The following is a 13,895-nucleotide window of genomic DNA, read 5'->3' as shown; positions in this document are numbered from 1 at the left end:
TTTTCCATAGTAGCGACTGAAAAAACCGTCGCCCGCACGAAAACGGGCCTCCCCCGCGGCATCGGGGGAGGCCCGTGGCCTCAGACGAGGTCAGGGAAGGAGCCTAGGAGAGGCGACCGGTCTTCCAGTCGAAGTAGAAGCGGTGGCCGCCCTCGGTCATCCAGCCGCGGGCAGCGGTGCCCTTGGGGCCCCACTGGTTGGCCGCGCGGCGCAGGAAGTAGGTGTGGCCGCCGTCATTGAGCCAGCCGGTGCCCAGGGTGCCGCGGGGGCCCCACTGGTTGTCGGTGCGGCGCAGGAAGTAGGCCTGACCGCCCTCGTAGAGCCAGCCGGTGCCCAGGGTGCCCTTGGGGCCGTAGGCGTTGTCGGAGCGACGGAGGAAGTAGGTCTGGCCGTCGGCCTCGGTGAGCCAGCCGGTGCCGAGGGAGCCCTTGGGGCCGTAGGCGTTGTCGGCGCGGCGCAGGAAGTAGGCGTGGCCGCCCTCGTTGAGCCAGCCGGTGCCCATGGAGCCCTCGGGGCCGTAGGCGCTGTCGGCACGACGCAGGAAGTAGGTCTGGCCGTCCTCGTCGGTGATCCAGCCGGTCTCGGCGTAGCCGTCCTCGTCGAGGTGGTACCGGTGACCCTCGAGGTCGATCCACTGGTCGGTCACGGCCTCGCCGCTGTCGTCCACGAGCTTCTTGCCGTTCTCATCCTGCTGCCAGGTGTAGGTGGGCTCCACGACGGGGTCCTCGCCGAGGGTGGCATCGGCGTAGCCGAGCGGGGTCTTGAGGGCGCCCTTCTCGGCGTCGTAGTCGGAGGCGGCGAAGGGCTTCTCGCGGCTGCCGTTGAGCCACTCGCGGGCCTCCTGCAGCACCTTGTAGCAGCGCTCCCAGGTCTTCTCGGCCGCCTTGTCGGCGGCGCGGGTGGCCAGGGCCTCCCGGGCCTCGGTGCCCTGGGTCTTGCGGAGCTCGGCCTCGACCACGTCGTTGTCGGCGATGAGCTCCTTCTGGAGGGCGTCGAGGTAGGCGCGCAGGCCGGGGGCCAGGTCGGAGCGGTTGGCGTTGGCGAGGGTGTTGAGGTCCATCATCACGTAGGGCAGGTACTGGTCCCACTCGCCGGCGGCGCGGGCCGTGGCCACGGAGTCGCTGTTGTAGCGGTCGCCCTGGTGGAGGGTGCTGAGCTCCTGGGAGCCGTAGCGCCAGTTGACCTCGGTGACGAGGGCGCCGAAGGACGGGATGGCCACGGAGTACTCGTCGCGGTTGAGGGCGAGCCACTCAACGGTGGCCACCTGGGCGTCGGTGCCGCGCTTGATCTCGAAGATGTGGCTCTCGAGGGAGTCCTGGCGACCCACACCGGTGACCGTGGTGGCGACACCGTCCTTGAGGCCGGTGACGTTGTCGGCCCGGGCGGCCAGGGAGCGGATCATGTCGAAGGTGGTCCAGTCACTGCGGCCCGGGGTGAAGAAGAGGGAGCCGTCGGTGACGCCGGTGATGCGGCCCTGGTCGTCGACGGTGTAGTCGAGGCCGTCAAGGGCGTCGAAGTAGGCGCGGCCGATGACATAGCGGGAGAACTGGCCGTTGCCCTCGTTGGTGCGGCTGTAGGAGCGGGCGATGTCGGGGGTGCCGTCGTCGAACTTCTTGAGGAAGCCGCCGTCCTCGGCCGTCTTCACGAGGTCCTCGGAGTGGATGCACTTCTCCTCGTCGTCGAGGTCCACCTTGTACCAGAGGCTGCCCATGTTGGGGTTGACGCTGGCCTGGTCCTCCGGCAGTTGGAAGGCCACCCACTGGTGGCCGGAGACCACGTCGAGCAGCCAGCTCTCGGTGTTGTCGGAGATGATGATCTGGTCGCAGCTGCAGGCGCCGTGCTCGTCCACGAGCTTGCCGAGGAGCTCCACGGCCTCGCGGGCGGTCTTGGACTGGCCCAGGGCGATGGAGACGTAGTTGTACTCGCCGATGCCGGAGTCGACGTTGGGGTCGGCGGTCTTGACCTCGGTGCTGGGATAGATGCTCAGCGTGGCCGAGCAGGAGACGCCCCACTCGTTGATGCCGGCGGCGGAGTAGGCGTTGTCAAAGCCCTCCCAGCCGTTGTTGCCGTGGTCGCGCACGTAGGTGTAGCGGTAGGTGGCGGTGGGCGACGTCCACTGGAAGTTGTCGCCCTCGGCGCCGTCGCCGTTCTCGTTGGACTGGTAGACGAAGCCGGCCTCGTGGCGAGGCTCCACACCGAAGATCTTGACGGCACGGGCGTAGGAGTCCTCGGCACGCCCGGCGTACCAGGTGTTCTCCTCGGCCGTGAGCGCGTCGGGCATCCACACCTGGGTGCATGCCAGGGCGTTCACGGGCACGGCCATGGTGGCCGCAGCCGCAAAGGCCAGGCCGGTCATGGCCCTCTTGAACCATCGGGTCTTCATAGGCTCTCTCCTTCTCTCGCGGGGCCCCGCCCCGCTCCCGATACGGCACCGACGCCCCAGGCCAAAACCTGAAAGACGTCTGTACTCACCTATGTATCCTATTATCAAGGGACGGGCTTTGCTGGGGACAGTCGCGTGAACGGTCGTTCCCTATGCGTGAACGGAGGGACTTCAATCGCAAGATAATGGATATTTCTCTCATCACAGCGAATAATACGAGGTAGAAGAAGTGTAAAAAGAGCGGACTCCTTCGATCGGGGCCGCTGGTTTATACATCGAATATTTTTCTCCCCGCGCCATGGGGCACGGGTATAGACAGGGTCGGACATCCCGGCGGCCACGTTCCGCCGCCCTCTGGAAAGGAGAGTGCCATGGCGTGCACGACACTGCTGGTAGGCAAGGGGGCCACCTACGACGGCTCCACCATGATCGCCCGCAACGAGGACGACGGCGACGGCTCGTTCTGCGCCAAGAAGATGGTGGTGGTGGAGCCGGCCGACCAGCCGCGCACCTACCGCTGCGTCATCTCGCACCTCACCATCGACCTGCCGGAAAACCCGCTCCGCTACACGGCGATGCCCAACGTCGACCCCGTCGAGGGCGTCTGGGCCGAGGCCGGCGTCAACAGCGCCAATGTGGGCATGAGCGCCACCGAGACCATCACCACCAACTCCCGGGTGCTGGGGGCCGACCCCCTGGTGGCCTACCGCCCCGCCGTGGGCACCGAGGGCGAGCCCGGCTACGAGCCCGAGCGGGTGGGCGGCATCGGCGAGGAGGACATCGTCACCGTCTGCCTGCCCTACGTCACGAGCGCGCGCCAGGGCGTGGAGCGCCTGGGGGCCCTGCACGAGAAGTACGGCACCTACGAGTCCAACGGCATCGCCGTGAGCGACCCCGACGAGGTCTGGTACTTCGAGACCGTGGGCGGCCACCACTGGATCGCCCGCCGCGTGCCCGACGACGCCTACGTGAGCCAACCCAACCAGCTGGGCATCGACCGCCTGGACCTCGTGGACGCCCTCGGCGAGGGCAAGGACTACCGCTGCAGCGCCGACCTCGTGGACTTCATCGTGGACAACCACCTCTACCTGGGAATGCCCAAGGAATCCGTGGCCAAGACCGTGCTCGGGGCCGCCGCGGCGGCCGTGGGCGCCGGCGGTGCCGACGAGCGCCTGCGCGGCTTGCCCCGCGTCATCGACCCGCGGCCCGTCTTTGGCAGCCACGACTACGCCGACCACGTGTACAACACGCCGCGCGCCTGGTACATGCAGCGCTGCCTCAACCCGTCCGACTCCTACGACGGCCCCGACGCCACCTACCGGCCCGACAGCGACGACCTGCCCTGGTGCCGCGTGCCCGAGCGCAAGGTGACCGTGGAGGACGTCAAGACCGTGCTCTCGAGCCACTACCAGGACACCGTCTACGACCCCTACGGCACCCTCGGCACCAAGGAGCAGGGCAAGCTCTACCGGCCCATCGGCATCAACCGCAACAACGAGACCTCGCTCATCCAGATCCGCCCCTCCGTGGCCGCCAGCCACCGCTCCGTGCAGTGGGTCTCCATGGGCGACATGACCTACTCCACCTTCATCCCGATGTTCACCAACGTGGGCGCGGTGCCGGACTACCTGGCCGTGACCCCGCGGGTGACCACCGAGACCTTCTACTGGGAGATGCGCGTGCTGGCCGCCCTGGCCGACGCGCAGTTCGGCAGCAACTGGAACACCGTGGCCGCCTACCAGGAGGCCACCCTGGGCCAGGGCCACGCCCAGGTGGCGGCCGCCGACAAGGCCGTGGACGCCCTGGGCGACGGCGCCGACGAGGCCGCGGTGCGGGCCGAGCTCGAGAAGGCCAACCAGGCCACCTGCGACCTCATCCAGAAGGCCACCGACGAGGTGCTCGGCAAGGTGCTCTTCACCACGAGCGTGAACATGCGCGACCGCTTCAACATGAACGACCGGTAGCCCGCCGCCCCTGTCCCACCACCCGGACACTTTTGTCCCACTGGTCGGGCACTTTTGTCCCACTGGTCGGGCACTTTTGTCCCACCCCCGGTCCCGGTCGCGCACGTTCCGGCGGCGGGCCCGTGCGGGTGGGACGGGTCGAACGGCGGCGTGTATCCGACGATACGCGCCGCCGTTCTGTCCCATCGGTCGGGCACTTTTGTCCCACCTCGGTCGGGCCCCTCCGGCGTCACATGCCCGTCGCGCAGAACAGGCGCATGGGGCCCGTGAGGCGTACCTCCCCCGTCGCCGCCGGCACGAATGCACCCGACAGGGACGCCAACCTCGCCGCGCCGCCGTCCCAGGAGGCACGGCCGGAGCCGGCCACCACCATGAGGGCGGCGGGGCGACCGCCGAAATCCCACACGAGGTCCTCGGGCACGTCGAGGACGAACGCCTCGTAGCCGTCGGCCGACACCGACGCCGCCACACCCTCGCCGAGGGACGTGCCGCACGCCGTCACCTCGGGACGACTGGACGGGTCCACCACGGCGAGGCCCTGCCCCACATGGAGCTCGCGGGGGTTGCCCTCCCCGTCCATGCGCCCGTAGTCGTAGAAGCGGTAGGTGACGTCGGAGTCGTTCCCCAGCTCCGCGGCCAGCACTCCGGCGCCCAGGGCGTGGAGCGTGCCCGCGGGCACATGCACGAGGTCGCCGGCCTCCACAGGGACGCGGACGAGCAACCCGTCCAAGGCGCCGCCGGCCACGGCCGTCTCGAGCTCCTCCACGGAGCCGGCGGACGTCCCCGCCACGATGGTGGCGCCGGGCTCAGCATCCACCACGTACCAGGTCTCGGTCTTGCCGTGGTCCCCCTCGTGAGCCAGCGCGTAGGCCTCCTGCGGGTGCACCTGCACCGAGAGGGGCTCCGCCGCGTCGAGGAACGCGCCGCGCACCATGGCGTGGCCGCCCAGGCAGCCCTCGGGATCCGCAATCAGCACGGCGTCCAGGCCCACGCCGGCCCACGGCCCCTCGGCCACGGAGCTCTCGCCGTGCGGGTGGCGGCTCACCTCCCAGCTCGTGCCCACGGTGCCCTCCAGCCCGCGGGCGGCGGCCACACGGGCGGCGCCCCAGACGGTGCGCACGAGGCACGGGTCCTGCACGAGGACGCCGCGGGGGGCGGGACGGGTCTTGTCTCGGGCCATGGCTCTCCTTGGTCTCGGTCGCGCACGTTCCGGCGACGGGCCCGTGCGGGTAGGGCAGGGCGCCGGTCAGTCCCCCGTGGTGAGGCTTACGGTGAAGGTGTTGGTGTCACCCCGGTAGAGGGCCACCGAGTACTCGATGGCCCGACCCGTCCTGGCCCTGCCCACGCTCTTGAAGAGAAAGCACGGCTGCCCCTCGTCGATGCCGAGCAGCCCCGCCTCCACGGGCTCGGGGAGCACCGCCTCGAGCACGCGCCGGACGGTCTCCACAGGAAGGCCGCTCTCGGCGAAGACGTCGTAGAGGCTCTCGCGCTCGAAGTCGTGGGAGAGCAGGTCGGGGAAGGCCGCTGCAGGCACCCAGGTGCGCAGCAGCACCGCGGGCTCGCCGTCCATGGAACGCAGGCGCATGAGGCCCATGACGGTGTCGCCCTCCTCGAGCCCGAGCGCCTCGGCCACCCCCGCCGTGGCCCCCTGGGCCCGGGCCTGCAGCACACGCGTGGCCGGGATGGCCCCTTGGGCCCCGACGTCCGCGCCGTAGCTCATGAGGGTGTCCATGAAGCGCTGCTCCACCTTGCGCCGACGCACCACCGTGCCGCGACGCCGGCGCTTCTCCACGTAGCCGGCGTCGGTCAGAAGCTGGATGGCCCGGCGCAGGGTGGGGCGGCTCACGCCGTAGGCCTCGGCGAGCTCGGGCTCCGGCGGCAGGATGGCGCCCGGCGGGTAGGTGCCGTCGCACACCCGGGCCAGGATGTCGTCGCGGATCTCGATGTAGCGGGGGGTCTGACTCACCGAAGTCTTTCCTTTTCTCCATTAGGTTAGGTCGTCTCAGCGATTCTATCGCAAGTTCCGTTTGATTACACTGACATATTCTGTAATATGTTCAGTCAAAGGCACGCCACCGCACCCGAGGGGGACCATGAACCGCTACGCCGCCATGATCGACCACACCAACCTCCATGCCGACGCCTCCGAGAAGGACATGGAGGTGCTCTGCCGGGAGGCCCGCGACAACGGCTTCGCCATGGTGGCCGTGAACTCCGTGCAGGCGGCGCTCTGCTCGTCGCTGCTGGCCAACACCGGCGTCCACACCGGCGCCGCCATCGGCTTCCCGCTGGGCCAGACCACCATCGCCACCAAGGTCTTTGAGACCCGCGACGCCATCGCCAACGGCGCCGACGAGATCGACTACGTGGTCAACCTCACCGCCGTCAAGAACGGCCAGTGGGACCTCGTGAAGCGGGAGATGATCGAGGTCGTGGACGCATGCCGTGAGAACGGCGTCACCGTGAAGGCCATCTTCGAGAACTGCTACCTCACCGACGACGAGAAGGTCCGCCTCTGCGAGGTCGCCTCCGAGGTGCGCCCCGACTTCGTCAAGACCAGCACGGGCTTCGGCACTGGCGGCGCCACCTTCGAGGATGTGGCCCTCATGCGCGAGAACGTGGACCCCGCCGTGAAGGTCAAGGCCGCCGGCGGCATCCGCGACGCGGAGATATTCCTCAAGATGGTGGAGCTCGGGGCCGAGCGCATCGGCACCTCCGCCGGCGTGGCCATCATGGCCGAGCTCGCCGAGCGGGGCCTCGCCTAGGGCGGCCGTTTGACAAGACCGGCCGTCCGACCCATCCTTCAAGCCGACAGCACAACCGCTTGAAGGGCGGACCCGGTGACACCCGACCAGAGACCCAAGACCTACGTACCGCCCATGAGAAGCGCCGCCCCCGCCGTGCTCGACGAGGGGCGGCGCGCACAGTCGCGCCGGGAGAGGCCCAGCCTCGCCCGCACGGCCGTCTTCGTCAACCTGGGGCTCATCCTCACGGCCCTGGGCATCGTGATCTTCAAGGCCCCCAACCACTTCGCCCTCGGGGGCACCTCGGGCGTGGCCATCATCCTGTCCACGCTCTTCCCCACCCTCGACGTGGGCGCGTTCATGTGGATCCTCAACGTGGCCCTCGTGGTGGCAGGCCTCGTGTTCCTCGACGTGCGCACCATGGGCTGGACCATCTTCGCGTCGTTCGCGCTGTCGTTCTACGTCTCGCTCTTCGAGTGGGTCTGGCCCGTCGTGGACCCGCTCACCTCCAACAAGCTCCTCGAGCTCTGCTTCGCCGTGATGCTGCCCGCCGCCGGCAGCGCCCTCGTGTTCAACGTGGGCGCCTCCACCGGCGGCACCGACATCCTGGCGATGATCCTCAAGGCCCGCACCAACCTCCAGATCGGCCGCGCGCTCCTCGTGGTGGACGGCCTCATCGTCGCGTTCTCCGTGGGCCTCTACGGCGCCGAGACGGGCATGCTCTGCATCCTGGGCCTGCTCGCCAAGACCATGATCGTGGACGACGCCATCGAGGGCTTCAACCAGTCAAAGGTGTGCACGGTGGTCACGCAGCACCCCGAGGAGATCGAGGCGTTCCTGGTGGACGAGCTGCACCGCACCTCCACCATGTGCGACGCCCGCGGAGGCTTCTCCGGCATGCCCCTCACCGAGGTCACCTGCGTGCTCACGCGCTCCGAGGCCGTGAGGCTGCGCAACCACCTGCACCTCACCCAGCCCGGCACCTTCATGACCATCGTGAGCACCTCCGAGATCGTGGGCCGCGGGTTCCGCAACGTCTAGGTCCCGTGCCGTTGCCGTGGCGACGGCCCGCGCGACCGCTCCCCCGCCCCCGGCCGGGTACGTACCTCCCCACGGAAACACGACGCTGCGGCGCCCCGACAGAGGAGGAACCATGGACCTGGAAAAGAAGGCTGCCGAGATGGAGGCCAACGCGGCCGACCCGACGATCGTGGAGGACGCCCAGTCCGTGGCGGAGGAGGTCGAGGGGGCCGACGTGTCCCTGGCCACCGACCCCGACGAGCCCGCCGACAAGGGCTTCGTCCCCCAGAGCCAGGTGGAGCTCGAGGACTAGCCTCCCACACCGCCCGCGGCCGCGGCCCGTGGCAGCCCGCCCGCTCCGCCCGTACGGGCCGCCCGCACCATCGCCGACCCACAGAAAAGGGACCGCACCTCCTCGGGTGCGGTCCCTTTCTCAAAGACCTCGGGGTGTGGGGTCGGGCCTACTCGGCCTTGCCCTCCTCGTCGTACATGTCCTTGAGCTTGACCAGGTGGTCGTAGCGGTCCATGGCGGCCTGCTCGTTCTCGGCGAAGAGCTCGGAGGCGCGGTCAGGGAAGAAGCGACGCAGCGAGGCGTAGCGGTTCTCGTTCTCCAGGAACTCCTGGTAGCCGCCCTTGGGCGCCTTGGAGTCGAGGGTGAACCGCTTGCCGGCCGGGGCGGCGGGGTTGAAGCGGAAGAGGTTCCAGTAGCCGCAGTCCACGGCGCGCTTCTGCTCCTCCTGGCAGTGGAGCATGCCACCCTTCTTGATGGAGTGCATCTCGCAGGGGCTGTAGCCGATGATGAGGGACGGGCCGTCGTAGGCCTCGGCCTCGGCAAGGGCCTTGAGCAGCTGGGAGGGGTTGGCGCCCATGGCCACCTGGGCCACGTAGACGTAGCCGTAGCTCATCATCATCTCGGCGAGCGGCTTCTTCTTGATGCCCTTGCCCTCGGCGGCGAACTGCGCCACCTGGCCGAGGTTGGAGGCCTTGGAGGCCTGGCCGCCGGTGTTGGAGTAGACCTCGGTGTCGAAGACGAAGACGTTCACGTTCTTGCCGGAGGCCAGCACGTGGTCGAGGCCGCCGAAGCCGATGTCGTAGGCCCAGCCGTCGCCGCCGAAGATCCAGAAGGACTTCTTGGACAGGTAGCACTTGTTGGCGGCGATATCCTCGGCCAGCGGGTCGTCGCTCTTGACGAGCGCGGCCGCGTAGTCGGCGGACACCTGCTGGGAGACGCCGGTGACGTCCTTGTTCTCGAGCCACGCGGTGGCGGCGTCCTTGAGGCCCTCGGGCAGGCCCTCGACCTCGAGGAGCTTCTCGGTCTGGGCGACGAGGCGGTTCTGCTCGGCCTCGTAGCCGATGAGCAGACCCATGCCGTGCTCGGCGTTGTCCTCGAACAGGGAGTTGTTCCACGCGGGGCCGTGGCCGGCGGCGTTGCAGGTGAACGGCGAGGTGGCCGCGGGGTTGCCCCAGATGGAGGAGCAGCCGGTGGCGTTGGAGATGAACATGCGGTCGCCGAAGAGCTGGGTCACCAGGCGGGCGTAGCCGGTCTCGGCGCAGCCGGCGCAGGAGCCGGAGAACTCGAGCATGGGCATGGAGAACTGGCTGCCGCGGGTGTTCTTGTCGCTGAAGAGCTCACGCTTCTCGGAGACCTCGTTGACCGCGTAGTCCCACACGGGCACCTGCGCGGCCTCCTCGGCCTGCGGGACCATGGTGAGGGCGCCGCCGTCCTGCTGGGTGGACTTGGGGCAGGCGGAGAGGCAGTTGTAGCAGCCCATGCAGTCCAGCGGGGACACGGCCACGGTGAAGGTGTAGTCGGTGCCCTTGGGGACCTTGAGGGCCATGGTCTTCATGGCCTCGGGCGCGTTGGCGGCCTCCTCCGGGTCCATGACGATGGGACGGATGGCGGCGTGGGGGCACACGTAGGCGCAGTTGTTGCACTGGATGCAGAGCTCGGGGTTCCAACGGGGGACCATGACGGCGGTGCCGCGCTTCTCGTAGGCAGAGGCGCCGAGCTCCCAGGTGCCGTCGGCGTTGTCGACAAAGGCGCTCACGGGCAGGCTGTCGCCGTCCATGCGGTTGATGGGGCCGAGCAGCTCGCGCACCTGCTTGACGATGGCCTCGCGGCCCTTGAGGTCGTCGTCGACCGGGGCGTCGGTGGCGTTGGCCCAGTCGGCGGGCACCTCGAACTTGTGGAAGGCGGTGGCGCCGGCGTCGATGGCCTTGTGGTTGGCCGCGACCACGGCGTCGCCCTTCTTGGAGTAGGACTTGGTGGCGGCGTCCTTCATGTACTGGAGGGCCTCCTCGGCGGGCAGGATGTCGGCCAGCGCGAAGAAGGCGGACTGGAGCACGGTGTTGGTGCGCTTGCCCATGCCCACCTGCTCGGCGAGGTCGATGGCGTCGATGAGGTAGACGTTGACGTCGTTCTCGGCGATGTAGCGCTTGGCCTCGGCGGGCAGGTGCTCGGCGAACTCCTCGTCGGACCACTGGGAGTTGACCAGGAAGATGCCGCCCGGCTTGACGTCGCGCACCATCTTGAAGCCCTTGATGATGTAGCTGGGGTTGTGGCAGGCCACGAAGTCGGCCTTGGTCACGTAGTAGGGCGAGCGGATGGGCGAGTCGCCGAAGCGCAGGTGGCTCACGGTCACGCCGCCGGTCTTCTTGGAGTCGTACTGGAAGTACGCCTGGACGTACTTGTCGGTGTGGTCGCCGATGATCTTGATCGAGTTCTTGTTGGCGCCCACGGTGCCGTCGCCGCCGAGGCCCCAGAACTTGCACTCGATGGTGCCGGGGGCCGCGGTGCCGGGGGCGTTGGGGTCCATGGGGAGCGACAGGTTGGTGACGTCGTCCACGATGCCGATGGTGAACTCGCGCTTGGGCTCGTCCTTGGCAAGCTCCTCGTAGACCGAGAAGGCCGCCGCAGGGGGCTCGTCCTTGGAACCGAGGCCGTAGCGGCCGCCGATGACGGTGAGACCCTCGATGCCGGCCTCGGCCAGGGAGGTGATCACGTCCTGGTAAAGGGGCTCGCCGATGGAGCCGGGCTCCTTGGTGCGGTCGAGCACGGCGATGGACTTCACGGTGTCGGGCAGGGCCGCGGCGAAGTCCTCCACGGACCACGGGCGGTACAGGCGGACCTTGACCAGGCCGACCTTCTCGCCGTGGGCGTTGAGGTAGTCGATGACCTCCTCGAGGGTGTCGCAGAAGGAGCCCATGCAGACGACCACGCGGTCGGCGTCGGGGGCGCCGTAGTAGTCGAACAGGTGGTAGCTGGTGCCGAGCTTCTCGTTGATCTTGTCCATGTAGCCCTGGACGATCTGCGGCAGCGCGTTGTAGGCGCCGTTGCAGGCCTCGCGGTGCTGGAAGAAGATGTCGCCGTTCTCATGGGAGCCGCGGGCGGTGGGGTGCTCGGGGTTGAGGGCGTGGTCGCGGAAGGCCTGGACGGCGTCCATGTCGACCATGTCCTTGAGGTCCTCGAAGTCCCACACGGCGACCTTCTGGATCTCGTGGGAGGTGCGGAAGCCGTCGAAGAAGTTGAGGAACGGCACGCCGCCCTCGATGGCGGCCAGGTGGGCCACCGGCGAGAGGTCCATGACCTCCTGGACGTTGCCCTCGGCGAGCATGGCGTAGCCGGTCTGGCGGCAGGCCATGACGTCGGAGTGGTCGCCGAAGATGTTGAGCGCCTGGGTGGCGACGGTGCGCGCGCTCACGTGGAGCACGTTGGGCAGGCCCTCGCCGGCCATCTTGTACATGTTGGGGATCATCAGGAGCAGGCCCTGGGAGGCGGTGTAGCTCGTGGTGAGCGCACCGGCGCCGAGGGAGCCGTGGACGGCGCCGGCGGCACCGGCCTCCGACTCCATCTCCTGGATCTTCACCGGGGTGCCGAAGATGTTCTTCAGACCCTGGGCGGCCCACTGATCGACGTGGTCGGCCATGGGGCTCGACGGCGTGATCGGGTAGATGCTCGCCACCTCGGTGTAGGCATACGAGACCCAGGCTGCGGCCTCGTTGCCGTCCATTGACTTGAACTTCCTTGCCATACCCTCTCCTTCTGAAGCGTTGTGGGCCGCCCCGTCAAGGCGGCCCTGTACCGGGGCTTTCCCCGGGAGATCCCTTGGTGCCGGAAGCCCGGAGGCACCGGCGCCGCCCCTGTGGCCCCATGGCTGGGACGACGGGGGCGGATCGGGTGCCGACGCACCGTTACCCTCGATTATCGCTCAATCTCAACAGAAATATGAGAGATTCGGCACCCTGTATGACCGTTTCGCCGTGGTCAACGCGTTTCCGCTGTTGGGGCACCCACCGGCCCGGTATGGAGGAGCGGGGTGCAACCGGTTCCACGGCGCCGCCGGTCCCCCACGGGGCCTTGGACGGTAAAAGATATATCAAATCCCCGGCGACGGGCGCCCCTACGGGAGCTGCCTCCGGGGCGTCGAGAGCCCGCGGGCGAGGGCGTCGAACGTGCGCTCGCCGAGGAGGGCGGCCACGGCGTCGCGGTCCGTGAGGAAGGCGGACAGCCGGCCGAACAGCCCCTCGAAGCGGTCGCCGTCGCCCTCGCCGAACCCGAACAGGAACACGGCCTCCGCCCGCTCGCCCGACTCGTCCCAGAGCACCGGCTCGTCGAGCAGGCCCACGGCCACGAACGTGCGGGGGCACATGCGCCCCATGGGGTGCGGGAGGGCGATGCCCCCGCCGAAGGCCGTGGACGCCGCCTCCTCGCGGTCCCACACGGCGCCCTCGAACCCGGCGTCGACGTAACCGGCCGCCCGGGCCGCCTCACAGAGGGCGTGGAGCGCCTCGGCCTTGGTGCCCGCGGACAGGTGCCCGAGGAACAGCCCTTCGGGGAAGAACGGCAGAAGGTCCAGGTCGCCCTCGTCGGAGAGCAGGCCGCGCACGCGGTCGGCCTCGGAGTCGCTGAAGAAGTAGCTGATGGTCACCGTGGGCACCGGCAGCTGGGCGTCGACGGGCACGGTGGTGAAGACGTAGTCCACGTGGGAGAGGTCGCGGAACAGCAGGTCGTCGCGGTCGCAGAGCTCCACGCGGCCCAGCTGGGGGCCGAACTCGCTGCGGATGCGGTGCTCGAGCATGCGGGCGCTCGTGTGGCCCGTGGCGCACACCACCACGATGTTCTTGCGGGGCACGCGCTCGCGGCCCCGCTCGAGGGCCAGGGCGAAGGCGAGGGCGATGAAGCCCAGCTCGTCGTCGGAGGGCTTGGCGCCGTAGGCCCCCTCGAGCACGCCGGAGGTCGAGGCCGCCATGGCGAAGGCCAGCGGGTAGCGGCTCTTGACGTCGCCCAGCAGCGGGTTCTCCACCGCCTCGCCGGACCGCAGGCGCTCGCCCAGGGGCTCCACGTGGCGGGCGAGGTTCATGCGCAGCTCGAGGTCGTCGGAGAACTCGTGGGAGAAGGCCTCCTCGGCGGCGTCCACCATGGCGCCCGCCACCTCCCAGGCCTTGCCGGAGAGCTCGAGGGGGAGGTCCCGCCCCTCCTCCTCCACGGCCTGGGCGGCGTCGGCCGGGCCGTCGGCGATGAGGGCGCGCAGCCGGGCGCCGTCGACGACCTCGACGCGCAGGTGGCCGCGGGACAGCACGACCTCGGCGGCGCCGGCGAGGTCGTAGTTGGCGCGCTTGCGGTAGTCGCGCGCCGTGCGGTCGCTCACGGAGAACCGCTCGGCGACCTCGTCGACGGTGGCGCCGGGATGGGCCATGACGTAGGCCGTGAAGGCCCTGAGCCGCTCGTCCACGCCGTCACCCCTCTCGCTCCCCCGCTGACACGCCGCCCCCATTGTAGGCAAT

At 69.1% G+C, this 13,895-nt stretch carries 9 protein-coding genes; 4 read left to right on the top strand and 5 right to left on the bottom strand.

Going from position 1 to position 13,895, the window contains the following annotated elements:
* Positions 1-103 precede the first annotated feature (103 nt).
* Complete coding sequence (locus NFR49_RS06500) at positions 104-2,383, bottom strand: C69 family dipeptidase (protein ID WP_251158798.1); 2,280 nt, start codon at positions 2,381-2,383, stop codon at positions 104-106.
* Positions 2,384-2,754: 371 nt separating this feature from the next.
* Between NFR49_RS06500 and NFR49_RS06495 the strand changes: the two genes are divergently transcribed.
* Positions 2,755-4,347, top strand: coding sequence for a C69 family dipeptidase (locus NFR49_RS06495; protein WP_251158797.1), 1,593 nt, complete (start codon positions 2,755-2,757; stop codon positions 4,345-4,347).
* Positions 4,348-4,576: 229 nt separating this feature from the next.
* Here NFR49_RS06495 and NFR49_RS06490 read toward each other — a convergent pair whose 3' ends face one another.
* Entirely contained in the window at positions 4,577-5,527 is a 951-nt protein-coding gene (locus NFR49_RS06490; RefSeq protein ID WP_251158796.1) for a class I mannose-6-phosphate isomerase, read from the bottom strand.
* 66 nt (positions 5,528-5,593) lie between these two features.
* Positions 5,594-6,313: a GntR family transcriptional regulator gene (locus tag NFR49_RS06485; protein WP_251158795.1), complete on the bottom strand. Its 720-nt coding sequence runs from the start codon at positions 6,311-6,313 to the stop codon at positions 5,594-5,596.
* 127 nt (positions 6,314-6,440) lie between these two features.
* Between NFR49_RS06485 and deoC the strand changes: the two genes are divergently transcribed.
* The 3 genes from deoC to NFR49_RS06470 all read left to right on the top strand — a co-directional run bounded on the left by deoC (position 6,441) and on the right by NFR49_RS06470 (position 8,424).
* Positions 6,441-7,112 (top strand): deoxyribose-phosphate aldolase, encoded by a 672-nt coding sequence (deoC, locus tag NFR49_RS06480; RefSeq protein WP_251158794.1) that lies wholly within the window; start codon positions 6,441-6,443, stop codon positions 7,110-7,112.
* Between the two features lie 114 nt (positions 7,113-7,226).
* Positions 7,227-8,132 carry a YitT family protein gene (locus NFR49_RS06475; protein ID WP_251158793.1) on the top strand — a complete coding sequence of 302 codons (906 nt, stop codon included), beginning with the start codon at positions 7,227-7,229 and terminating at the stop codon, positions 8,130-8,132.
* A 112-nt stretch (positions 8,133-8,244) separates the two neighbouring features.
* Positions 8,245-8,424, top strand: a complete 180-nt coding sequence (locus tag NFR49_RS06470; RefSeq protein ID WP_251158792.1) for a hypothetical protein — start codon at positions 8,245-8,247, stop codon at positions 8,422-8,424.
* 148 nt (positions 8,425-8,572) lie between these two features.
* On the opposite strand, the gene nifJ is transcribed toward NFR49_RS06470, so the two are convergent.
* On the bottom strand, positions 8,573-12,142 hold the full coding sequence (nifJ, locus tag NFR49_RS06465) for a pyruvate:ferredoxin (flavodoxin) oxidoreductase (RefSeq protein ID WP_251158791.1): 3,570 nt from the start codon (positions 12,140-12,142) through the stop codon (positions 8,573-8,575).
* A 369-nt stretch (positions 12,143-12,511) separates the two neighbouring features.
* Positions 12,512-13,843 carry a PTS sugar transporter subunit IIA gene (locus tag NFR49_RS06460; RefSeq protein ID WP_251158790.1) on the bottom strand — a complete coding sequence of 444 codons (1,332 nt, stop codon included), beginning with the start codon at positions 13,841-13,843 and terminating at the stop codon, positions 12,512-12,514.
* Positions 13,844-13,895 lie beyond the last annotated feature (52 nt).

The organism is Caniella muris (assembly GCF_943193035.1).
Taxonomy (GTDB): domain Bacteria; phylum Actinomycetota; class Coriobacteriia; order Coriobacteriales; family Atopobiaceae; genus Granulimonas; species Granulimonas faecalis.
Note: the sequence above shows the minus strand (reverse complement) of the source record. Positions and strands in the feature narration are given on the sequence as shown.